Genomic DNA, 22,009 nt, shown 5'->3' with positions numbered 1-22,009 from the left:
AGATCTCAGGTACACACGCAAGTAAACCATCACCCGATCTCAAGAATCCCGGCAGCCGAATCGACGATCGCCATCTCACTGAACAGACCACTGGCTCTCCGACCGCTTGCAGTCACCACACGCTAACCTCCAGGATTGCCGGGACCGACCCGAACTATCCCGGCAAACCGGCCGGGTCAGTCCCCTCGGGAGCTGGGAGTGTTGCCCGGCTGCTCCGACAGCGGCCTTCACCCCCTTCACTGACCCCAACCACCCAGACAAATCCCGTACTAGATACTCCTAGGGAGGAATCGTCGGGGTCAGCAGATGCTTGTCCACGGGTGGAACCCCCTGGTGGTCCGTCTTTCCCCGAGTCAAACGGTTCATCGAGCTCTGGCAACTCGACCTCACCGTCACTGGGTTGTTCGAGGTTCTGGAAGCTGTTGGCGAGGCCAGTTTTCGTCTCCCGTTTCTCGAGGTAGCCTAGTTCGGTCTGTTCGTTCAATACCCGTTGAACCGTTCGTCGCGAGCAGTCGACAGCATCAGCGACATCGCTGACGGCAAACTCCCGCCCACGATAGCGTTGTGCAGCATTCGTCACGGCTTTGGTGGCTTCTGAGAACGCGCGGACAACCGCACCCTCGCCCACTACGGGCAGGCTTTCGGCTAGCGCTGCCGTGTGCGCGAACACCACCGCACCCTCCTTGTCCCGGCCAAATCGGAGGATCGCCTGGAGAGTCTGATCCCTGCGCATGTGCTTGAGGAACGTATTGGCGGTCTCGCTGTCGTAGTCGAGATCGGCACCCTTGCCCGAGCGATGGGCGGTTTCACCAGCGAGAGCGGCCCACTTCTCGACGACGGCGTCGCCGAAGTGCCGACAGCCCAAGACGACCCCGAGATTCAATTCGCCGAGTGCGTTCGAGCCGGTGACGTTCCCGTAGTGGTCGATCGCGGCGACGTCATCTTGGATGCGCTCTTCGATCTCGCCGCGAGCTTTCTTCGTCGTGATGACGCCGGGTTTGGTCGTCGCAGTAAGCGTGTCCTGGCGTAACTGCGTGGCGGCGTATTCTTCGCTGACGGATTCGACGAGCGCGACGTCGCCGTCGAAGTTCTTGCTCTGTGGGGGCCCGGAGTAGGTCTGAACGTGTGGGCTGGTCTGGACCACCTGGAGGTTCAGCACATCCCGGAGGAACGCACGACGCTCGCGAGCAGTCTCGTGGATATCGCGTGCGTGAACGTTGGCACCGGTAGCGAGCGACCAGAGGCGCTCGCGTCCGGTCGCATCGAGACCCACCACGGGATTCTGTGCGTCAGCCTCAGCGAAAGCGGGTGGATGGTGAACGACAGCGCCGTGGTGATTGCGATCGACGATGATCGTCTCGCGGCCGAGACTCGTCCGCTTGAGATTAGTGCCCTCTTCGTGATCGAACGAGAACGTATCGGTCGGGATGGTCGTCGCTCCAGTGTCCTCGTCGTCCTCGGGTGCGATCACGCCGTGGAGCAGGAGGTATGCAAGCGGGTGAGCGTAGCCATCGTGGGCGTGGAGGGCGAGTTCCCGACAGCCCTCTTCACCACCATTGAGCGCGCGCTGGGCGGCCTCCACCAGCCCTCCAGCGCCGTCGCGGTGCTCGCGGAAGGCGGTCACGGCATCCTCAACCATCGCTGTGAGGTCACCACCGAAGTGATCGAGAGTGTCGACACACCCGGCACCGAGTGAGCTCTCATTATCGAGTTCGACAGCGGTGGTAGCGAGTGGCGGGAGTACGGTATCCTCGATTCGTTCGATCGTCTGTCGACTGACGTCCCCAGCGCTGTCGAGAGCGGAACGAAGCCTCGCACAGGCAGCTTCAATCGATTCTGCATCCCACTCAGGGCCGAGGTTCTGAATTAGCCTGAGAGCGTGGCCAAGGCCTGTTCCATCGCCTCCGGAGCCGTCCGTGCCGAGGGATGGGTTTGCTTCAAGGATGTCGTCGACGACGGCGAGAGCATCAAGCACTCGCTGCATGAGATCGAGCTGATGATCGACGTCGGCGACGGCGTCGATCCCACTGGTAGCGTTGCCGCGGAGCCACGCCCGGACCCACTCATCGCTCCAGAGGTCCTCTTCGAAGAGCGTCTGACGGTCCTCGACATCGCTACGGAGTGCACGAGCGAGCCACGTAGCGTGGTCGAGATAGATCTCGCCGAAGCGTTCGTCGTAGACGTCACCGGGGAACTCGTCGATGGCGATAGTGCGATCGAGGACCTGCGAGTTCTCGCCGACTTCGGAGTAGTAGGTACGAGGACCGTCGACGTAGCCGTGGCCATAGTGGCCGATCAGGATATCCTTGGGGTTCTCGGGATCGTTTGCGGCCTCCCAGGCGTCGGCGTACGCGCACGTGCCGCCGTCGGAATGACAGGGCAGTGGTTTACCGAACAGTGCCTCGTCGTGGGTGTGGATGTCCTTGGGAGCGTGGCCGAGGTGACGGGCGATGTGGACCGCGAGCATCCACGCTTCACCGTACTGGCCGTTCGCAACGGGACAGCTGCCGCGTTCGAGGTGGATCTCCTCACTGGTGTCCTCGACGGAGACGTTCATCCCGATGGTAGCCTCTTCACCATCGTCGCTCTCGACGATCGGTTCGTCGATGCGCTCGGCGAGGTCTTCGAACTCCCGGAGCAGATCAGTGCTCTCCTCGCGGATCAGGCTAGCAGCCTCATAGAGAGCAGGCTCGTTTGGCCGCGCCTCGCTGAAGACGGGGAGGTGCATATGGGTCATCCCGCGCGTGCGCGCCTTTTCGGCCACTTCAGCCATGAGTTCCTTCCGAGGGGCGAGATAGAGCGCGGGGTACTCGTCGGCGTTTTTGACCACGGAGGTGGTCTTACCGAGCGCGGGAAGCGCGGTCAGGAGGTGCGCCTGTCGACTGTCGCTGGCGAGCTCTCGATAGAGGCTCTCGACGTCTTCGCGAGCGTCGTCAAGTCGATCTCTGTCGGTGGTGAACTCACCGAGGAGGTCCGTCGCGGGCGGCAGGACGGGCACGTGGTCGGGATTGCCGACCGACCACTCGGGAAGCGGGGCACCGTACTCCTCGCGAGCGATGTGGTAAGCCTGCTTGAACGCTTCGCCGGCGAGGGGATCATCACAGGTATCGATGAGGTTGGCTTCGAGTGCGACCAGTCGAAGTGGATCGATGGTAGAGTCGTGTTCGCGGCAGTAGAATCCGCCCGAGCGGAACGCGACGATCCGTTCTCCAGAAGCAGAATTTTCCCAGGTGGGGTCGATCACGGCGATAACGTCTTCGTCGTCGCCGAGGCCAGTGATAGTTGAGTCAATCTCGGAGAGATGCCAGTGCGTGAGCTGAGAGAGCGCACCCTGGATGAGCGCCCAGTTGTCGGTCGCGGTCGCGGCACTGACGTACTCAGGGAGGGGCGCGCCGAATTCCTCGCGAGCGCGGCGGTAAGCAGCGTCGTACTCGTCGTCGCCGAGCGGTTCCTCACAGCAATTCACGCTGCTGCGGTGGATAGCGACTGCCCGGACGATGTCGACGCTATTGGCGCACTGTGGGCATTGCCAGGCCTCTCTATCAGCCGTAGGTTCGAGATCGAGTGCGCCTACGTCTGGGAGGTCCTCGGGGCTGACGAGTTGGGCGGCCTGCCATGCGAGTTCGGGATCGAGCACGACGTCGAGAGTGGTGGGATCGACTTCGTCGGCAGATTGGCTCCAGCCGGTGCCGATCGGTTCACGACCGGGATTGAGGCCGTACTCCTCTTCGAGTGTCTCCAACGCATCATCATGGGCGTCGCGGGGGAGTTTCCAGCCGTCTTGGATATCGCTGGATTCGCAGTGGCCGTGATCGACGGCGACGTGGCGGAGTGCACGCCGAGGGATCGGATCATCGTCGGGGAGGATGCTCTCTCGTTTGGCATGTCGCCACGCAGCGAAGACCTCGGCGTCGCCGAGACGCCCATTGGGGCTGTCGGGTGGGCGCTCGCCGGCGTCGGCGAGGAGGTACGTGAGCGCGTTGTAGGCGGCTTTGTACTTGTGGTCGTAAGCGACATCGCGCTCGTCGATAACGACGAAGTAGGTCTCACTCTCGCCATGGTGGCCAAGTGGACTCGGACCCCGGTAATCGGCATCGAGACCACTCGCATCGCGAATATCGAGGTCGAACAATGCAGAGTAACTGGAATCGGATCGCTCACCGTCGAGTGGATCCGGCTGATCGCGGGTAGCAGCGTCGATGGCAGCATCCTGTGGATCGTAGGCAGGATGCTCTCGGGCAGGTTTCGCGCTTGCGAGGACCGGGGCGAGTGAGCCGTCGTCGGTCCATTCTCGGAGATAGTCGTCGAGGTCGACTTTGTCGAGACCGGGACGGGGAAGCTCGGCGGGACGAGCGTCGATATCATTCTCAGCGAGATATGCGGCGGTATCGAGCGCGCCGCGGAGACCCTCACCGGCTTGGGTGAGCGTGAGTCGGCCGTCTTCATCGAGATCGCTGCTGGGCCGCTCGGCGTCTTGGACAACGTACGCACGCGGGACGTCGTGATCGTCGAGGACTTCGCGCAGTCCCTCGCGATCGTCGTGCTTGAACCGAGTCGTGACTGGCGAGATACACGCATAGCCTGCTTGATGAGCAGTGATGGCGTCGGCGATACCCTCGGTGACGAGCACTGGCTGACCGTCTTCGACGGAGCCGAGACCGTAGATGGGTTCGCTGATGTGGGCGTATTCTTTGGTGTGGGCGGGTTTGGCGTATTTCCCGCTCAGACCGTCAGCGGGGTGACCATCGTAGCCGCCCGCCCCGCCGCCTTCGCTGCCGGTCGATCGAGAGATCGCATAGACTGGCTGGCCGTCGGCGTCGAAGTACGGGAGGACGTAGCGGCCCCGCCAAAGCGGACGGAGGTCCTCGGTGAACAGGCCAGTGCCGAGAATGGCATCCCGGTCGTAGCCCTCGCGCATGAGGTGGTCAAGGAGACCCGTACGGCTCGGTGGGGCCCAGCCGAGGCAGGCATTAGCGATGGTGTCGTCGGTCCAGCCACGCTCGTGGAAGTATTCACGGGCGGTCGTGGGTCGGTCAGGATGGTCACCATCTTTGTCGTCGTGATCAGCGACCGATTTGTCGATCTGGCTGTGGAACCAGGCAATTGCACTGGCGAAGGCCCCATGTGCGTCTACTGACTTGTGTGGCGGCTCTCGATCGCTGGTTTCGTGCTCGGTTGATGTCTCTTCGATAGGATCGTTTCTGCTGGTGGTATCGGGATCTGGATCGTCGTCATTCTGAGATCGATCAGAAGAGGCCTCGCTTTCATCGGGCTGGTGGTCGAGAACGCCGGGAGAAATCTCGGCACATTCGGTACAGTAGCCAGCCTCGACGGCTTTGTTCTCGCAGCCGAGAGTGTGACACTGAGGAGGGTGCTCGGCGTCGCTCATCAGCGTGCCTCCATCGGGTATAGGACGAACAGTTGGTGGTCGTGGTGACTCGCTTGTAGCGAGAGCTGCCTGGAGGGCCCGGAGGTGGCGGTATCGTTTCGGGGGTCGATGCGATCAGCACTGGGGAGAGATGTGTCTGGTGACATGGGGGGCTTGGGCTCGCATTGCAGTGCTGACGAGCGAGCCACCTCGTCATACCCGATGACAGCGCTTTTCCTCAGTTACGAACCACTCTTTCCTGCGCCTAGGATAGAGCAGGTGCTCTCCAGAGGCAAGCGTTTATTACTATGGGCCGTAGAGAAACCACCACAACTGGTTGAGGTTGGGTGGCCCCGGTGTCGCTTGAACTCCACCGGGTTGGGGATTGGCACTCCCCGATCCCGTGGGCACTTTATTTGTGTTCCTTAGCTTTGCGTACATCATCCATGCCCCGCCTTATAACTGCTTTGTCAGACTCATGGTGCGGTGTTTGACACGCACCAACCGGATCGGTGGCCGGCGGTGACAACACTAGGGCTCGTCGAAACCCACTGAACCCCATCAATTGTCCACGATTTTGATGGGTTGGCCAAGATTTCGGCATTCGATATAACCATACACTTGAATAGAATGGTTTTTATTTCTCATTGTTATGTATACATTTACGAAGTCGGACTGCCGATTCTAGATATATCAGATAATCTAGCCGGGTATTTCAGGGTGACACATTATGAACCATTTGTGGCTGTTTATACACATGTGGTAGATCCATTTCTCGTCAGCCTTGACGACATCATTGTGGGTAGTGAGTAAACCCCTGGTCAGTGACTTCAACCGGATTGGCTCGACGGGTTGAATCGTAGCCTTTGGTGTTCGACGCAGCTTCCAAGTGGGATTATCCAACTGATGGAACATTCGTTGCCCCATCTATAAAATCGCGGTTATTTGGTAGTTGGATATATGTATTATGCTATTTGAAATATGGCGAATTGAAAATGTGTCATATCTGTGGTTGCTGTGCCATTGAATTCAAACTACGGTGTGCGTTCTGTTATATATTCCGGATTTATATGGCTGTTTCCGATATTTTGAAACTCTAAACCGCTTCCAGAAGTCTCAAAGGGCCAATATTCTCCGATTTCGTCTTTAGTAGTGTAGCTATTTTTATAAATGCAGAAAGGAAATGAGTTTTGGGGCCGAATAAAAGATGATGCGCCACGCAACAAGATGCAACCTGCGCAGAAACAATGAGCGGCGTGGGATATCATCTGCTGTAGCTAATGATATCCCACATAGTGGGATTCCGCCTGCACAGAGCAAATATATACTAGCACCATATATTCCGAAAACTACCGGACGGCAGATATCGAACAAAGATCGGCGCAGTCAGGGTGACTGTCCCACGCCCACTGCTGAAGGTGTTTTGGGGGCGGATGGATTGTCCCACGTAGACTGCGCAACCACTGCGGAGGGCCTCAAATAATGCATATCCCTTTTGCAGATCTACAGTTTGTAATGACATTGTGTTTATCATTGTCTCTCGTCGCTCAATCAGATTTAGGAGCCTTTTCATCGACATCCAACAGCGAGAGCAGTGACAACGAACCGACCTCGCAGAGGGAGAACGAGATAGGTCAAGAGCATCCTCTTGTGGATCGCGTAATAGGATATCAAGAAAAGCCGGATGACATGGATGATACTGAACGGGGGATCATCTACACACGAGTAAGTAGCACGGTTCAAAAAGAAAATTTCAATAGCCTCTCTAATCAAAAAAGACGCTCTGAAGAAAGTGCGTCTGAAATTGATGTAGAACTGATTAATCCACCAGCTATAGATGGTGGAGAATCTGGACAAAATTTTGATCGCCCTCAAATTCAGCGCGTAAAAGACCTGGCGGAAGACGGGAAGATAGCGTATGTGTTTCTGGACCGGCTTGACCGTCTTGGGAGAGATGCGCAACAATCCTTCGAATTTGTGTCCCACCTTCGTAGGAACGGTGTAGTGTTGGTTACTACTCAGCACGGTATTATAGATATCAACAAACCTATGCATATGATGCTTTGCGCGTACGGTTTAATGAGCGCCGATAGAGTGATCGAAAAAGGGGCTCAAGAGAAGGATGATGGTAGACGAAAAGGTTTTGCGAGCCAAAACTGGGCTTCAAAGACCTCTAAAGCCCCTTTCGGATATCGGATAGGTCCGAACGGCTGGCTAAAGAAAAAAGAGAATGAGGTTGAAGCACTACAACAGGCGTTTGACGTGTTTCTATCTGTCCCAGTTGAAGGAGCCTATGCAAAGACTGTGGAAAATGTACCCGGCTTGAGAAAACATGATGTAAAATCGAAAGATCTAAGACGTATTATGCCACGGCCCGTCTATATTGGAAAACCGACATATGGTGTGACGTCAGAAAAAGTCCGTCTCAGACTTGAAGAGCCACTTACTGTCATTGATGAAGATCTTCGTATCATCTCCGATGAAAAATTTCGTGAATATTTGGATAAGCGAGATGCGGTTTCGGAGCGATATTCAGGTGGCAAATCAGAGTCTGCGGACGTGACCAAAGTGGCAGAGGTTTGTGGATTTCCAAGCGTTGAGCGTGCGACTGCCGAGGCCAAGATCCACTGCCGAAAACCGCGTTGCGACTCCGTTATGAACCATGACGGGGTACGCGAGCTCAATGGGGAGAAAGTCCAGCAGTATGTCTGTCCGAGTTGCGGAGCGAAATGCAGATACCCGAAAGTTCGCGATATAAAGGAAATAATAGATTTTCTCAGCAATTACTACGATGAGCTCGGTGAGTTCTTCGATGAATGAAGGTAAACAGACCAATATTTCCGGCGTGAGTTGGCAAGACTACGCTAACTCTGGAGACACTAATCAAACAGAATTGACGGGTATTGATTGGGAGAATCGTACAGTGAAAGAACGTGAAACGCTTGATGTAGATTTGCCCCTAACCATGGAGCAGGATGGGGATAGATGTCGATTCGAGTTTGTGAAGAACCTTCGCTCTCTCCTCAAAGAAATGGGGTTTGCTAGCAAGCTATTTTACGACCTGTTTTTGGATATAGCAGATCATGGCCGGGATTCACCCTTGCTAATTGTAGTGCCGATCTCGTACGCTGACTTGGAAACGGCTCATCAACCTCGGAAGGTATATTGGGACCCCGATCATGGAAGCAGGCTACGTTTGCCCTCTCATATTGTTGATGCGAGCTATAGAACTGTGGGGAACCTCAAACTCAACCCAGAGTCGTATTCTAATGACAATAGGTTGGTGTTTAAAGCGTGGGCGAAGCAAGATTTCTTTGCTTTATACCCGACACAATATGAGAATGGTCAAGAATATCACTATAGGTGTATCTATCCAAAGATGGCGAAATACTCTCCGTTCTAAGGCGATCAATTCATGTGTATTGCAGTAGTCCTGGCGTATAATTGATATTTTACTCCGTTGAGTTTAGCCATTCTTTGTATTGATTTGTCAATCGCTTTATATGGCGTTGTTTTCTTTCTCTATTCATTGTGCCCTGCTTGCTAGACCCCTTTGTGAATCTTGTTCTGATCCTCGTTGCCTTCTTGAATATTGAATCTGACACGATCCGATACTCCGGCACTTGCTTTTCAACTTCCCCAACAGAGTATCTCCCTGTATACAGGTTGTTTCTGAGTAATATGCTGACTGTATTTGGTGTCCAGTTTCGTATCAATGAATTACTATTCTCCTTGCTTAATAAATAGTCTACCACGCCAGGCATTGATCGAAGCTTGATATATTTCTGAAAAATTTCTCTCACTAACTCTGCCTCTTCCGCATCGATGCTTAATCGCCCACCAGAACTAATCTCGTACCCGAGTGGTGGTATTCCGTTCGGCCACTTGCCTTCGGTGGCCCGTGCGGCATGACCCATCTTCGTTCGCTGGCTTATCATCTCACGCTCGAATTCAGCGGCATTGGCGATATTCCGGAAATTGAACTGTCCTGCTGGGGTTGTCGTATCGAGCTGTTCAGTAACGCTATGGAGCGCGACTCCCCATTCACGGAACTGCTTTTCCAATCGAACGGCATGATGAATACTCCGTGAGAAGCGGTCGAGCTTCCAGAACAGCAAGACATCGAATACTCCCTGCTTCGCCCGGTTGAGCATTTGCTGGAACATCGGTCGGTCAGTATCCTTGCCACTCTTAGCCTCATCACGAAACACGTGCTGAACCTCCCAACCCTGCATCTGGCACCGCTGTACGCACTGACGGACTTGCTCACTAATGGAGTGGCCGAATCGTTGGCTCGGCGATGAGGTTCGAGCGTAGATTGCCGCTCGTATCGTCTCCGAGAGAAGCGGTGCTTCGCTCCCGCCCATCAGCGGAGTTGGATAGCGTTCGTTCACGAAACTTCCTCAGCGGTCCGGCAATCACGCACGCGGACCCGGAGCGTCTCCGTCGTGATTCCAGTTATACGAGCGATCTCGCGCTGTGTCACCTCTCCCCCGGCAGCGAGATAGAGTGCTGCGCCAGCGAATCCAACCGGGTCCTTCCCAGCTAGTACAGAACCGTCAATCGCACCAAGCATCTGTTCTGCTCCGGCTACGGTGCTCGTATCGAGCTGTAGTTCGCCACTGAGATACTCGAGATAGTCTTCCGGTGGACAGAATACGACAGGTCGATCGAGTTCTCGACTAAGGAAGTTCGACACGCGATGAAGCGAGTCAGCCTCCACAGCAGCCGATTCAGCGATACACCCGCTGGGCCGTGGCTCACCGCTTGCTCGCGTCCCATGTACGATAGCAGCCGCGACGGTGAGTTCGGTTGAACGTCCGTCCGGAAGGTTCGACAGCGCTGCCTCGACGTACACCTCGACCGTCTGCTCGCGGGCTTCGCGTCCGAGATCGAGACGCTTAGCGATGGTTTCGAGGACATCGAGTGCCTCAGCCATGCGCTGCTCGGTACTATTGGTGACTGTGTAGTGTTCGGCCCATGATTCGTCTTCCTCTGAGCGCTCATCATCCGGTGTTGGTGACGAGACCTCGGATACAGTGGTCGTGACCGCGCCACACTCCGCGCAGATCGGTCCAACCGACGGAATCGTTTCAAATGCTGCTGACCCACAGGCGGGACACTGAGATGGAGGGTCAACGGAGAGTGTATTGGCTGAATCGAACGGCGGCTCTTTATCCATTTAGTCTTCACCTCCCCCTATTGTCTGAGCTTCTGGAATGGGTCCGGCGAGTGACGCGAACACCTGCTGATCGGCACAGGAATCGCACTGTGGTGGGTCATCTATATCGCCATCCCACTCGATGTTTTTGACTGAGTAGTCCGTCCCACAAACCTCACAGTGCCACTTGTAGACGCCATAGCTCTCGACGAGCGATGGATATCTTTGAGCGAGAGTTGGGGTGAGCTTCGCCCCGGGGTTGGCATCAAGATAGTCGACGATTTTCGCTCGTGGATAGGCATCGAATAGCGGGAGGAACCCTTCGGGATTGGTGTCCACAGCGTGAATTTCATCGGCCTGTCCGCAGCGATGTTTGAAATCGCAGAAGTTGCACTCCCAATCAAATGCAGGTGTATCAGGAGGGAGGGTTTCGTCGAGACGATACTGGGTATGTTCTCCAGTCCAACTGAGAACGGTTTCGCGCCAGAACCACGGATCGAATGGGATGTGAAACGCACGGAGGTCGAGACTGTTGCGACTGCCATAGATGAGCATCGCGTCAGTGACCCGATGATCGTATTGCTGAGTGAGTCCGTACATGTAGGCGTGTGCCTGTGCTCGATGGTGAGTATCAGGCTCGGCGAGGTGCTCGACCGAACCCTTAGTCTTGCTCTCGGTGAGCAACAGGGGCTCACTCTCGTCGTCGACGATCACAGGATCGGTTGCACCTTTGATACGTATCTCGCCAGCATCAGTCTCACAGGTAATATCGATCCACATTGAATTTCGAACGTACTCATCAGGGCCAACCAACGATTCGAGGTAGGGAACAACGAGCTCCTCTTCGAATTTCGTGCCGGTCCAGAAGATGCCCTGTGGATCGGCTTGCTCTTCAGGGGCGTTGAGTTGGCGGTAGTAGATCTTCCGGTGGCACTGGTTGAGTTGACTCGGACTGTGGCGTTCAGGGGGCGGGATTCGCCCGGGACCGTTGAAGTACGGTTGGCCTTCGCGGATGTTTCGTGCGAATTCGCGTTCGCGATACCAGTCGTCGAAGCTGGTGGCATTGATCGTGTTGATCAGCGTTTCAGCGTGTGTAGCGATCTGATCTCCGACTGCAGCGTCACTTGAGACCGTATCAACGTCGCTATCCATGTCCATGCCACCGCTCGAAGCTCTTGATGAAGCTAGCAATTGGCTCGGCTGTCCCTATTCGGCGCATCGAATGCGCTCGATCAGTTTGACCACAGCCCGCCCACGACTGTCGAGGAGCGGTGCGCTCGATTCTTTGTCGGCTGAAGTAGCCCAATGAATTCTGAGACACACCGCTTCATAGCGGGGAGTAGTACTTACTCAATCGCCGATTGCGCTAAGTTACCATGGGTTATCGCTGTCGGCTGATTCGCCCCCTTGAAGCATCTCAACAGCAGGACGACTGATCTTAACAAGGAAGACCGCAAGCAGGAGGTTTGGTCCTTCATCAACAGTCTGACGCTTGGAGTCATAGATGACGATGCTGGCGTCGGCTAGTGTTGGAAGATGAGACTGGCACAAAGCGTTGTACACGTTCCGGTACGGTTCACCAGTTGCCTGCGCTCGTGATAATCCATGTTCGGTGGCAGTGATTTCACGAGCGAGGGAACGGACTGAGAGTGGCAGAATATCAGTAGCGTGAATCAGATGAATCACCTCTCGTCGTCGACGTGCTCGAAGACCGTGATAGAGGAGCGAAAGGAAACTTTCCTCGTCCGTCTTATTGCTCATCTTATTCTCCAACGTCGTGCGTATCTGCACTCGACAAATCCTGGACAGGTGGCGGTGATCATTATTTATGGTTAACCTTGCAACCGTTTTAGTTCCTTGGGAGGAATTATTATACGCATATTCCTTGGAGGGAATAAATACCTAACAGCCGTGCCTTCCCCGGGTTTAGGTGATGAGTGACGGCCCCGGTCGGAAGCCGACTGTTTCCGATGATGAAATACTTGAAATCTTCCGCAATTCAACCGATCCAGTTCTAACTGCTCCGGAAATATCGGATCTTATCTCGATTAGTCGCCGAGGTACCCTCGACCGGCTCAAGAATCTTGAAGAAGATGGTATTCTCCAATCAAAGAAAGTAGGAGGACGACGGGCTGTTTGGTGGTATCCAGAACACACATCGACATCAAAATCAAACAGGGAGATATCTTGACTCTCAGGTGGTACTGTTGAGCAGCGATCTCTTGCACGCAACAGGCTTGGTGAATCGCTGTTGGTGTTGCCTGAATTGTTCTTCTTTAGGTCTACTTGTCACTGAAACCATCTGTTCCGCTGCCGAGAGAGCGAATCATCGCAGGATAATGAATTTAGGGATGACTGCGATAGGGGGGATGAAAGTCGCAATGCGAATTAAAGTATCTCCATCAATCACTGCCTCTCCAAGTGGATTTCAATTCCAATCTAGAACTGAGATTCTTATCAGATGTTCATGAAGGGGATATCTATACCACATATTTTTGTATTGTACCAAGCTAGTTAGGCTCATGCCACCTGACTTCGGGGCCCTCTCACTAGTACCGCCACTTCTAGCGATCGTATTAGCTGTCATTACCCGTCGAGCGATGGTATCATTGTTCCTCGGAATCTGGGCCGGTGGCATAATCTATACAGGCAGTATCGGCATCGCACAGACGTTTAGCTGGATCGTGAGCTCAATCGGTGAAAGTACCTTCAACGCCAAGGTCATTATCTTCACCTTACTTCTGGGGGCTGGGATCGCACTCATCTGGCGGCTCGGCGGTGCTCTTGCTATCGCACGGTTTGCGACGCGCCGAGTTGATACCCACCGGAAAGTCGGGATCACTGCGTGGATACTCGGACTCATCTGGAGCTTCGACGATTACGCAAACAATGCGATCGTTGGGAGTTCGACGAAAGACATCGCCGACGAGATGCGGATGTCCCGCGAGAAACTAGCATATATTCTTGATTCAACCGCTGCACCAGTTGCGACTCTTGGAATATCGAGTTGGGTAGCCTTCGAAATCGGGCTTATCGCTCAGCAGTACAACGAGTTGGGCATCGCTCAGGATACACCATCCGCGGCCGTAACCTTCCTCCAGAGCATCCCGTATAATATCTACTCTCCGCTCGCGATAGCGATGGTCGGGATCATCGTCATTACACAGCGCGACTTTGGTGAGATGCTCACTGCGGAGAATCGGGCTCAGCAAACTGGCAAGGTCACCCGTGATGATGCTCAACCATTACAAAGTATTAAAGATGACCTCGGCGACCCGTTGGTCGAGGATGCGCCGGTCCGGATGTTTGTACTTCCGGTCGTGGCACTCGTGAGCGTCGTCGTCGGTGGAGCAGTGTTCATGGGCTACGCCCCGGATCGAACGATAGTCGAGATGGTCAACAACACCAACGTCGCGACGGCACTCGTCTGGGGTTCGTTTGCGATGGTGGCAACAGCTGTGATATTGGCACTCACACATGGTGCGATGGAACTCGGTGAGGCGATGGACACGGTTATCGACGGGTTCGGAACCATGCTCACCGCTCTCAGTATTATCGTGTTGGCGTGGTCGCTCGGATCGGTTGCGACAGCACTGGGCACTGGTGCCTACGTGACGGCATACGCCCAAGGAACTGTCTCCCCGCAGCTACTTCCGGTACTCATCTTCCTGATTTCAGGATTCGTTTCGCTGGCGATCGGAACCTCGTGGGGCACGATGTCGGTTATGACTCCAATCGTGATCCCTCTGGCATGGAACCTTGGTGGAGGATCGACAGAGTTCATCGCTCTGCTGATCGGTGCGATGTTTAGTGGGGCCATTTTTGGCGACAACATCTCCCCGATTTCCGATACCACCGTTCTCTCCTCAACATTCGCCGGTTCGGACCTCATTGACCATGTTCGAACGCAAGCGTACTACGCTGGTACCGTACTCGTGGTCGCAACCGTGATCTACGGACTGTACGGGCTCACAGCCATTCCACCACTCGTCTTGCTTCCAATTGGCCTCGTCCTGTTGGGTGGATTGGTATATGTTCTCTCTGAGTGGGATTCACAGCGTAAGGACCTTGCCGCGAAACCCGCTGCAGTTCGGATGTCAGATTCGGATACTCCCTCCGATGATTGATTGAGAGCGGACGAAAGCGTGTATTCGTCTACTCAATATCCATTCCGGCAACGATCTCGAACGTCTCATCGCCATCGAACCGTGTCGGGTCGAATCGCTGGATACCATCACCACCGAGTATCTCGTTGGCGATTTTCTCGCCGAGTGCCGGGGAACGCATGAATCCATGACCATGGAACCCCGTCGCGATGAACAGTCCCGATCGAAGTTCTCCAAGTAAAGGTTCCCCATCCGGTGTCGCAGTACAGAGTCCCGCCCATGCCTCACGAACATCAATCTGGTCTAGCCGAACCCGTTCAACGATTTGTTCACGTGTTCGTTGGACAAACCCCTCGTCGGCTTCATGCTTCCAGTGTTCGGGATCGCTTTCGACTCGTTCAGTCCCGTCACCAACGAGAAGGCCGCCCGCATGCGGCCGGAAATAGTAATTTTCTGTGGCGTCAAAACACATTGGGACGGACTCGGTACTCGGGGTTTCCTCAGTCACGAGGGCCTGAACCCGATACGGTTTCAACGGGATCGATACATCAGCGGTATTGAGTAGCCGCTTCGACTGCGCTCCACCCGCGACCAGTACTACATCGAAGGACCGCTCTCCGTCCCCTGAGATGACCTGTAGTGGATCAGCGGAGATCTCGACGAATGTCTCAGTTCGGATCGATGCGCCATTTTGTGCGGCTCGTTCCGCCATCGCTTCAACATAGCTTTCGGTTTCGGCGTAGCCAGCACCTTTTGCTATTGCCGCCACAGCGATATCGTCGGTGACTAGACCCGGAAATCTGTCTTGGAGATCATCAGAATCAACAAGCGCTACGTCGAGCCCCAGCTCACGCATCTGTTCCGATTGCTTTCGGATCGCGCTTATCCGCTTTTCATCACCAGATTGAGCTAGCCATACGTAGGGACACTCGGTGAACACGTCCGGTAGGTCTCGAAACCGTTCCAACGATCGAGTACCGATTCTCGCGTCGATACGATTGGCAAATGCGTCGTAGCAAACCCCTGCAGCTCGTCCACTACTGCCGGCTGCGAGTGATCCACGTTCGTATAGCGTCACCTCTGCTCCTCGTCTGGCGAGTGCTGTAGTGGCGGTCACACCGATTGCTCCGGCCCCAATAACGGCGACTGTTGGAAATTCCATCACATATAGTGCCACAGTGATCACAGGTGAGCCTTCGGGATCCAGAGCAGCGTAAACAGGGTATGTACATCGGGAATACTGAGTAACCCAACGGCGCACTCAACCTGTGACCCGGAACCGCGTCCTGCGAGCTAGCTGCTGCATCGAGCGTGCTGACGTTATGCTCCCGTAACTCCAGAGGAGTCTTCATGTAATCACCTACGCTGCACTATTCGAAGTTGTGGTCTACTCCTCGGGATCGCGGAGCTGGAACTCCTTGCGCTTGTACACGTCGGCTTTACGGTTGTCGTCATTCAGGACGTATCCGTAGGATTCGTAGTTGTCATCCGGATAGACGTGTAGTGAGCGACTTCGGACGGGACTGTAGACCGCGTGGATCTCGTTCTCTCGGGGGTCGATGACTGCTGATTCGCCAGATTCCGCAATCGTCGTCTCGAGTACCTCGAAAGTGTATTCATTGTCGCCGATCCGTGTCCGCTTGAGATCGCTGAGGACAAGGTGGCCGTCGACCAACACCTCGAAGCAGGGACGGCCGTGATGCTCGTGGGGCATGAGGGCGTACTCCGGCGGCCATTCCATAAATCGAATGACGTGACGTCCTTCATCACCGATGACCTTCTCGCGGGTGTATTCATTGGGCAAGGCGGGTGCCGTCGTCACGCCCTCAAAGAAACCATCGCGCTTGATACCCCTCTTCAGCACTGCTGGACCCTCTTCGACAAACGCAGCGTCACTCTGTTCGAGGAGATCACCCAGTTTTTCGTACACCTCTCGTACGACTGGATTCACGTCAGATGTGACCCGTTTATTCATGTATTATTATCCTACATCGAATTGACCTAAGCGTTATGGATAGAACAGCACACAACAGTCCAAAATCATAGGCTTAAGCCAAATGAATCACAGAATTCATCGCATGTCTTGAGCATCTCACGATCCGGACTGTCTCTTCGTTCATACTCAGTTGATGTCGGCTAGCTAAATTTGCTATGCATAGCTCCCTACGAAATTTGTACTGCCGGTATAGATTTTGAATCCAGTCGAACATGAGTAACCCATCTACCTAGTGTTAGATCATTGGAAGATTGTGGCCATGAGGGGCCAGCATCGGAAACGGTGGGATGTTGGTTACAGGTGTGCTGCTTAGCGAAAGAGACCGAGGTCTGTGAGTTTGGAAACAATTACTTCTGTCGCCGCTTCCGCGTCTGCAGGTACCTTTCCACCCACTATTACTGTCTTACCCGTTCCAAAGAGCAACGCGACGACGTCAGGTTCGTCAAGTCGATAGACGAGTCCGGGGAACTGCTCGGGTTCGTATTCGACATCTTCGAGACCGAGACCAATCGCAATCGCATTCAGATTCAGCCTTTCACCGAGATCACCACTTGTCACGATGTTCTGGACCTCGGTATTGGGATTTTCACTCACGTCGATTCCAAGGTCGGAGAGTGTCTCAAAGACGATCTCAAGTGCTTCGTGAACGGCTGGAACAGACCCTGCACCTGTACAGACGATCTTTCCCGAGCGAAAAATCAGTGCTACCGCGTGTGGATCTTGTACCCGATAAACCACTCCAGGGAACTTATCACGGTCAAAATCCGCACCTTCGAGATCCATTGCGACCGATTCCAGATTGAGTTCCTGGCTCACGACTGTTGAAGCGACCACATTCTGGATTTCAAGCGTCTCCTTCGGGTCGTTGATTTCCTCGTGATCGCTCATAGATAGGTCACACCCGGTCCAATGGAGAGCGATCATAAAAACGGTTCCAGGACGGCGAAGTGCGTCCAGTTTGTAGAAATCCGAGCCCAAAATGAAATCGGTTTGTCAAAGCTGAAGTTGAGATCGGCTAGTACAAAACACGGCAATAGATCTCTGGCATCAACCATCGTGTTTGGATTTTCGCTTCAGAAGCCGAGGCCAAGCACCCGATTGCCGACAAGCGACAGGCAAATCACTGAGAGAAACACGACGAAGGTGCCGAACGCGATCCCCCAGCCTGCAGTATCCGCAATCGTGCCCACGATGACACTTCCTGTCGCGCTCATCATCATGTACGTCGTCCGTACGAGACCGAATCCAGCGCCGCGTTCTGCATCCGAGAGATTATCCATAAACCGTGGCAGGAGTGCTGCGCCCCACCCCATCGAGACGCCGATGAGAACGATTCCGACGAGCAGAACAGCCAATCGTGACCCAGCGAGGAGCAGCGTAAACCCGCTGATCCCGAGCACCGCACAGAACCCCGCCGTCTCTTCGCGACCGTACCGATCCGACAGCGATCCGATGCCAGGCTGTGTGAGCCCCTGAATGACGAAATACGCCGAGAACAGCGCGCTGGCGAACGTCNCCGTACCGATCCGACAGCGATCCGATGCCAGGCTGTGTGAGCCCCTGAATGACGAAATACGCCGAGAACAGCGCGCTGGCGAACGTCACAGAGTAGCCGTGATACGCGATCAGAAACGTTGGGAGAAAGGATGCCGTCGCCTGCCAAATAAATTCGAACAGAAACGCCAGCACAGCGGTGAACGCGATCTTCCGCCGGGAGAGTAGCTCCACGACCGGCTTGAGAGCGAATCGATCGCCCATCGGCTGCTCGGGCCGTGCAGGTTCCGTCGGGCGTACTTTCCATCGAAAGAGAACGAATATGGGCAACGCAGCCACGGCTCCGAGCGCGATCGCCGCTCGCCAGCCGAACCACTGACTGACAGCGGCCGCCGCAATCGGCGCGAGCAATCCCGCCAACGGAGCACCCGAGTTGTGAAGGCCGATCGCAGTGCCGATGTTGTTCAGTTCTCGGGTCAAGAGTGTCGTCGCAACGCTGTAGTGCAACCCTGCAACCCCACCCAAAATCAGCGTGAAGATGAGGAAAACCGGCATCGATGGCGAGAGCGCGAGCAGCGCGCTGGCGACCGTGGTCAATCCAATCGCCACAAGGATGATGATCCGCTCGCCGTATCGATCGGCGAGAACACCGCTCGGGAACTGTGCGAAAGCGTACGCCATCCAGAGGCCAGTCAGNTATCGATCGGCGAGAACACCGCTCGGGAACTGTGCGAAAGCGTACGCCATCCAGAGGCCAGTCAGAGCGAGCCCGAGGATACCGGTCGACGAATCGAACGTCTCGACGATTTCGGGAACGACCGGACTGATCACCAATCGAGCGACCATCGTCGCGAAAAACGCCAGCGTACAGAGAGCGACAAGTGTCACTCGGTAGTCCCAGACTCGCTTCACTATTTGCGGTAGCCTCGTGGGCTGGTAAAACGTACTGGCTCACTGCAGAACGCATTGGTGTAGCTACCAGATTGCTACACTCTGGGCAACTAATCCCAGAGGGGCGGTGGCAGAACCACGATTTCTCTACCTGTTCGTGCTTTCAGTCACACTTTCCGCGGGGAGCAGTGGCTAATTCTTCGTCGGAGCTGAGTCCGCGACCGGTGAGTGCACGGTCAACACTCTGGTGGGCAGTGCGAAGGGTACCGATGAGACTGGTCGTGTCCGACACTACGGGATAGGTCACGGAGAGTGATCCGTACAGGTACTCGTTGAATTCGTGATCGATACGATGTGTACTGGGAACGCGCTGTTCGCTGAGAGTGGCTTGTCGATCGGTGAGTAGCTGCTCGCACTCGTGTTTGCGCGAGCACAGGCGTTCGTCAGCATCAGCGAGTTCCCTGTCGGTCCACTTTTCGAACGAGCACGTCCCCACGATCCCGTCGAGATCAGATCCCAAGCGCATCAGCTTCTCGTCGGCAGTTTTGAGAGCACCATGTTCGCTTTTGAGACCTTGCAGCAGCGAGTGGCGGCTCTTACGCGCCTGTTGGCTGCATGCAACAAGCCGATCGCGGAGTTGTGGTGTGAGCTGGTCGCTGGTTAGTATGGTAGTCGCGACCTCCGGTCCGAACTCCTGAGCAAGGCTTTCCTCGAGTGTATCGTCGTAGACGTCGGCGTAGTGATCGACAGCCATGACCGTCTCGCGGTAGATGTCATGGACTTCCTCAAGCGAGGTAGCTGCATTCGAGTTGTGAGGCGATTGGGCCAACAGCTGTGTCGATGGCTGCTGGAACTCGTCGGTCGTCGGGTCGACTGCAGCCACATCGAGATCGGCAATGCGATCGGTGAATGTCGCGAACGCATCGCGCTCGTCGGTAGTCCATTCACGATCACTCTCGACGACCTCTGTTGCGGACCGCGTCGTGGTCGGGACGAAACGAGTGGTCATTACTGACAATACGGCATGGGTTACTATAGTTCTATTCGCCGAATACAACACTAACGAAACCCGTATATATTGTCGGTCAGTCTCGCTCTTAGCCGCAGTGTAGAACAGCTGGCCGAAGGTTTTCGCAGTGAGTATGGGCATAGGAATTTTCAGGTGACCAGTACTGGCCGGGTGAATTGACGACACGAACGGTTGATACTCAGCCGACAAACCCAGACGCTCGGTGATAGTCGTCTGATTAGACCGCTGAGAGGTCTGGAGAAGAGCACCGGAGCCGCCGCAGCCCGACGGCGTGAGCGTTCACACAATGACAGCGGAGATGTGGCAATGAGGCTTGGAGCGATGCGAGGGTCAGTCCTCGCTCTCGTTGGCGAGGAAGGAGAACGCTCCACCGAGGATGATGAGGTTCTTCAGGAAGTGGACCTGCTGGCCCTCGCGTTGATCGTCCTCCATGTTCCAGAAGTCGTGCATCTGTGGCGTAACGGCGATGAACCACGTCACAACTGCTCCGGGTGCGAGCTGCTTGAATCGACCGAGTGCGATACCGAGCCCACCGAACAGCAACATTCCACTCGAAAACGGCACAAGTGTCTCGGCCTCTGGAACACCCTTCGAGTTAGCGTACCCAATTGACCCTTCCAAGTCACGGAAGTTGTCGAGCGCCATGAACGCGAGCACGCCCCCGAACAGCGCCCGTCCGAGACCTGACGTCGAGAAACGATTCTTCCAGTCACCCATCAGACACCCACCTCTGTCTGGAACATCTGTCGATTCCTCTCAGCTCCTCCGGGTACAGTAGTCGGCATCATACTGACCAATAGATGATGAGTCGGTATATGGCTTTGTCTTAAGGTAGCATGGGACAGTTGATAGTTTCCAGAGAACACAATGTTGATCGTCTCAATCGTGATTGATCCGTTCCATCCCCGTCCTGCTTGATGCGGGCGCTCTTGCTGGATTTTATGTAATATTTGCTATGCATGCTCGTCAAATCGTCACACAAGGCCAGCAGCATCCAGCGAAATGCGGCGAACAGTCTGACAGAGACAGTCGCGCTCTCTCCGTCAAGTACTCATTCGACCGTTCTTCAATGACATTAACACTGACAAGTAACTTGGAAGTAGTCGGTGAATTTTACATAATCTCCATCTGAGAGCACGTTCTCGGGATCTACAGATCCCTCAGCCGGGGTGTCCTCAGCCAGTTTCGGGAATCGTTCCTTGAAGCCCTCGTCCAGTTCATCGTAATGGAAGACAACTGCGTCGTCTGGGATGTTTTTCCTTTTTTCGACGTGTACTTTGCTCTCTATAGGCACATCTATCATGACACACTGACCCACGCTAAATCTTATCACTATAGCAATATTTGCCACTTATATCCTTGGCTATGTATCTCTCTACTCTCACTATGATCAGACAAATAATTCATTCTAAATGTTCAAGCGTGCATTTCGATACGACGTAACTCATTACTGGCCGTCTCGATTGCACCGCAAAGGTGTCGCTTGATGCTTACCTACCCAAATAGTGAGATGTCGAGATGAACGGCGGCCGTTTTCAGCCCTCATATGTCAGTGATTCTTCCTCCAAAACTCCTTCTGAGCGTGTGTAGCTGAAGAATTACTCTACTAATTAAGGAACTGAACACTATAGAACTAATTGTGAATGATTGTCAGACTGTATGAGTATAACGACAAGAAACGCTAGCATTCACAACTTCGGAAGATAGCTGATTCTACAAGCGAAACCGACGGACAGTGACCGTACTCGTCGATGAAAATCGCGATTAGAGCGGATGCGACTCGCTGTCCAATGCATGACTGATGCTCAGTCGGCGAAAACAACCACGAATGGGGTCAGCAGGCGCGTCCCGCAGCTATCGAGAACCCGATGAACGGGCCGTGTTTAATCGCATGACGGAAGTGGAATTTCCTGTTTTGCGGCCTCCTTAATGTTGTACACCGCACACATCAACGCGATCTCAC

15 protein-coding genes and 1 pseudogene are annotated in these 22,009 nt (G+C 54.8%); 4 read left to right on the top strand and 12 right to left on the bottom strand.

The window, feature by feature from the left end; all coding sequences use genetic code 11:
* Positions 1 to 154: 154 nt before the first annotated feature.
* The gene (locus tag C448_RS05875) at positions 155 to 5,389 is read right to left on the bottom strand and encodes a hypothetical protein (RefSeq protein ID WP_004052689.1); all 5,235 of its coding nucleotides are present in this window, start codon (positions 5,387 to 5,389) and stop codon (positions 155 to 157) included.
* A 1,461-nt stretch (positions 5,390 to 6,850) separates the two neighbouring features.
* On the opposite strand from C448_RS05875, the gene C448_RS15465 reads away from it, so the two are divergent.
* Positions 6,851 to 8,188, top strand: coding sequence for a recombinase family protein (locus tag C448_RS15465; RefSeq protein WP_080503166.1), 1,338 nt, complete (start codon positions 6,851 to 6,853; stop codon positions 8,186 to 8,188).
* Entirely contained in the window at positions 8,181 to 8,771 is a 591-nt protein-coding gene (locus C448_RS15875; RefSeq protein ID WP_152415530.1) for a hypothetical protein, read from the top strand. Before C448_RS15465 ends, C448_RS15875 begins: the two co-directional genes overlap by 8 nt.
* A gap of 49 nt (positions 8,772 to 8,820) precedes the next feature.
* On the opposite strand, the gene C448_RS05865 is transcribed toward C448_RS15875, so the two are convergent.
* The 4 genes from C448_RS05865 to C448_RS15460 all read right to left on the bottom strand — a co-directional run bounded on the left by C448_RS05865 (position 8,821) and on the right by C448_RS15460 (position 12,290).
* The gene (locus C448_RS05865) at positions 8,821 to 9,762 is read right to left on the bottom strand and encodes a recombinase family protein (protein ID WP_239640535.1); all 942 of its coding nucleotides are present in this window, start codon (positions 9,760 to 9,762) and stop codon (positions 8,821 to 8,823) included.
* Positions 9,759 to 10,550: a hypothetical protein gene (locus C448_RS05860; RefSeq protein ID WP_152415529.1), complete on the bottom strand. Its 792-nt coding sequence runs from the start codon at positions 10,548 to 10,550 to the stop codon at positions 9,759 to 9,761. The genes C448_RS05865 and C448_RS05860 overlap by 4 nt, the downstream gene beginning before the upstream one ends.
* On the bottom strand, positions 10,551 to 11,681 hold the full coding sequence (locus tag C448_RS05855; RefSeq protein WP_152415528.1) for a CRISPR-associated protein Cas4: 1,131 nt from the start codon (positions 11,679 to 11,681) through the stop codon (positions 10,551 to 10,553).
* A gap of 219 nt (positions 11,682 to 11,900) precedes the next feature.
* On the bottom strand, positions 11,901 to 12,290 hold the full coding sequence (locus tag C448_RS15460) for a DUF7344 domain-containing protein (RefSeq protein WP_204365469.1): 390 nt from the start codon (positions 12,288 to 12,290) through the stop codon (positions 11,901 to 11,903).
* A 172-nt stretch (positions 12,291 to 12,462) separates the two neighbouring features.
* Here C448_RS15460 and C448_RS15455 point away from each other — a divergent pair, with 172 nt between their 5' ends.
* Both C448_RS15455 and C448_RS05850 read left to right on the top strand, forming a co-directional pair.
* Entirely contained in the window at positions 12,463 to 12,720 is a 258-nt protein-coding gene (locus tag C448_RS15455; RefSeq protein WP_004052684.1) for a winged helix-turn-helix domain-containing protein, read from the top strand.
* Positions 12,721 to 13,051: 331 nt separating this feature from the next.
* Positions 13,052 to 14,656 carry a Na+/H+ antiporter NhaC family protein gene (locus C448_RS05850; protein WP_049916102.1) on the top strand — a complete coding sequence of 535 codons (1,605 nt, stop codon included), beginning with the start codon at positions 13,052 to 13,054 and terminating at the stop codon, positions 14,654 to 14,656.
* 28 nt (positions 14,657 to 14,684) lie between these two features.
* On the opposite strand, the gene C448_RS05845 is transcribed toward C448_RS05850, so the two are convergent.
* The 7 genes and pseudogenes from C448_RS05845 to C448_RS05815 all read right to left on the bottom strand — a co-directional run bounded on the left by C448_RS05845 (position 14,685) and on the right by C448_RS05815 (position 21,349).
* On the bottom strand, positions 14,685 to 15,797 hold the full coding sequence (locus tag C448_RS05845) for an NAD(P)/FAD-dependent oxidoreductase (protein WP_049916101.1): 1,113 nt from the start codon (positions 15,795 to 15,797) through the stop codon (positions 14,685 to 14,687).
* A gap of 225 nt (positions 15,798 to 16,022) precedes the next feature.
* Positions 16,023 to 16,610 (bottom strand): cupin domain-containing protein, encoded by a 588-nt coding sequence (locus C448_RS05840; RefSeq protein WP_049916100.1) that lies wholly within the window; start codon positions 16,608 to 16,610, stop codon positions 16,023 to 16,025.
* Positions 16,611 to 16,940: 330 nt separating this feature from the next.
* Positions 16,941 to 17,501 (bottom strand): TATA-box-binding protein, encoded by a 561-nt coding sequence (locus C448_RS15450; RefSeq protein WP_080503169.1) that lies wholly within the window; start codon positions 17,499 to 17,501, stop codon positions 16,941 to 16,943.
* A gap of 203 nt (positions 17,502 to 17,704) precedes the next feature.
* A pseudogene (locus C448_RS16980) lies at positions 17,705 to 19,013 on the bottom strand (MFS transporter).
* 166 nt (positions 19,014 to 19,179) lie between these two features.
* Positions 19,180 to 20,025 carry a DUF7260 family protein gene (locus C448_RS05825; RefSeq protein ID WP_004052676.1) on the bottom strand — a complete coding sequence of 282 codons (846 nt, stop codon included), beginning with the start codon at positions 20,023 to 20,025 and terminating at the stop codon, positions 19,180 to 19,182.
* Between the two features lie 351 nt (positions 20,026 to 20,376).
* Complete coding sequence (locus tag C448_RS05820; RefSeq protein WP_004052675.1) at positions 20,377 to 20,763, bottom strand: DoxX family protein; 387 nt, start codon at positions 20,761 to 20,763, stop codon at positions 20,377 to 20,379.
* A 358-nt stretch (positions 20,764 to 21,121) separates the two neighbouring features.
* Positions 21,122 to 21,349 (bottom strand): hypothetical protein, encoded by a 228-nt coding sequence (locus C448_RS05815; protein WP_004052674.1) that lies wholly within the window; start codon positions 21,347 to 21,349, stop codon positions 21,122 to 21,124.
* Positions 21,350 to 22,009: the final 660 nt, after the last annotated feature.

This window comes from Halococcus morrhuae DSM 1307, assembly GCF_000336695.1.
Classification (GTDB): Archaea; Halobacteriota; Halobacteria; order Halobacteriales; family Halococcaceae; genus Halococcus; species Halococcus morrhuae.
This window is presented reverse-complemented; position numbering and strand designations above follow the sequence as displayed.

What these genes read in the sequence shown, in the direction of transcription:
- C448_RS15875 (WP_152415530.1), top strand. Translation starts at nt 8,181, where the DNA reads ATGAATGAAGGTAAACAGACCAATATTTCCGGCGTGAGTTGGCAAGAC.
- C448_RS15460 (WP_204365469.1), bottom strand. Translation starts at nt 12,290, where the DNA reads ATGAGCAATAAGACGGACGAGGAAAGTTTCCTTTCGCTCCTCTATCAC.
- C448_RS05820 (WP_004052675.1), bottom strand. Translation starts at nt 20,763, where the DNA reads ATGGGTGACTGGAAGAATCGTTTCTCGACGTCAGGTCTCGGACGGGCG.
- C448_RS15465 (WP_080503166.1), top strand. Translation starts at nt 6,851, where the DNA reads ATGCATATCCCTTTTGCAGATCTACAGTTTGTAATGACATTGTGTTTA.
- C448_RS05845 (WP_049916101.1), bottom strand. Translation starts at nt 15,797, where the DNA reads ATGGAATTTCCAACAGTCGCCGTTATTGGGGCCGGAGCAATCGGTGTG.
- C448_RS05840 (WP_049916100.1), bottom strand. Translation starts at nt 16,610, where the DNA reads ATGAATAAACGGGTCACATCTGACGTGAATCCAGTCGTACGAGAGGTG.
- C448_RS05860 (WP_152415529.1), bottom strand. Translation starts at nt 10,550, where the DNA reads ATGGATAAAGAGCCGCCGTTCGATTCAGCCAATACACTCTCCGTTGAC.
- C448_RS05825 (WP_004052676.1), bottom strand. Translation starts at nt 20,025, where the DNA reads ATGACCACTCGTTTCGTCCCGACCACGACGCGGTCCGCAACAGAGGTC.
- C448_RS05855 (WP_152415528.1), bottom strand. Translation starts at nt 11,681, where the DNA reads ATGGATAGCGACGTTGATACGGTCTCAAGTGACGCTGCAGTCGGAGAT.
- C448_RS05875 (WP_004052689.1), bottom strand. Translation starts at nt 5,389, where the DNA reads ATGAGCGACGCCGAGCACCCTCCTCAGTGTCACACTCTCGGCTGCGAG.
- C448_RS15455 (WP_004052684.1), top strand. Translation starts at nt 12,463, where the DNA reads ATGAGTGACGGCCCCGGTCGGAAGCCGACTGTTTCCGATGATGAAATA.
- C448_RS05850 (WP_049916102.1), top strand. Translation starts at nt 13,052, where the DNA reads ATGCCACCTGACTTCGGGGCCCTCTCACTAGTACCGCCACTTCTAGCG.
- C448_RS05815 (WP_004052674.1), bottom strand. Translation starts at nt 21,349, where the DNA reads ATGATAGATGTGCCTATAGAGAGCAAAGTACACGTCGAAAAAAGGAAA.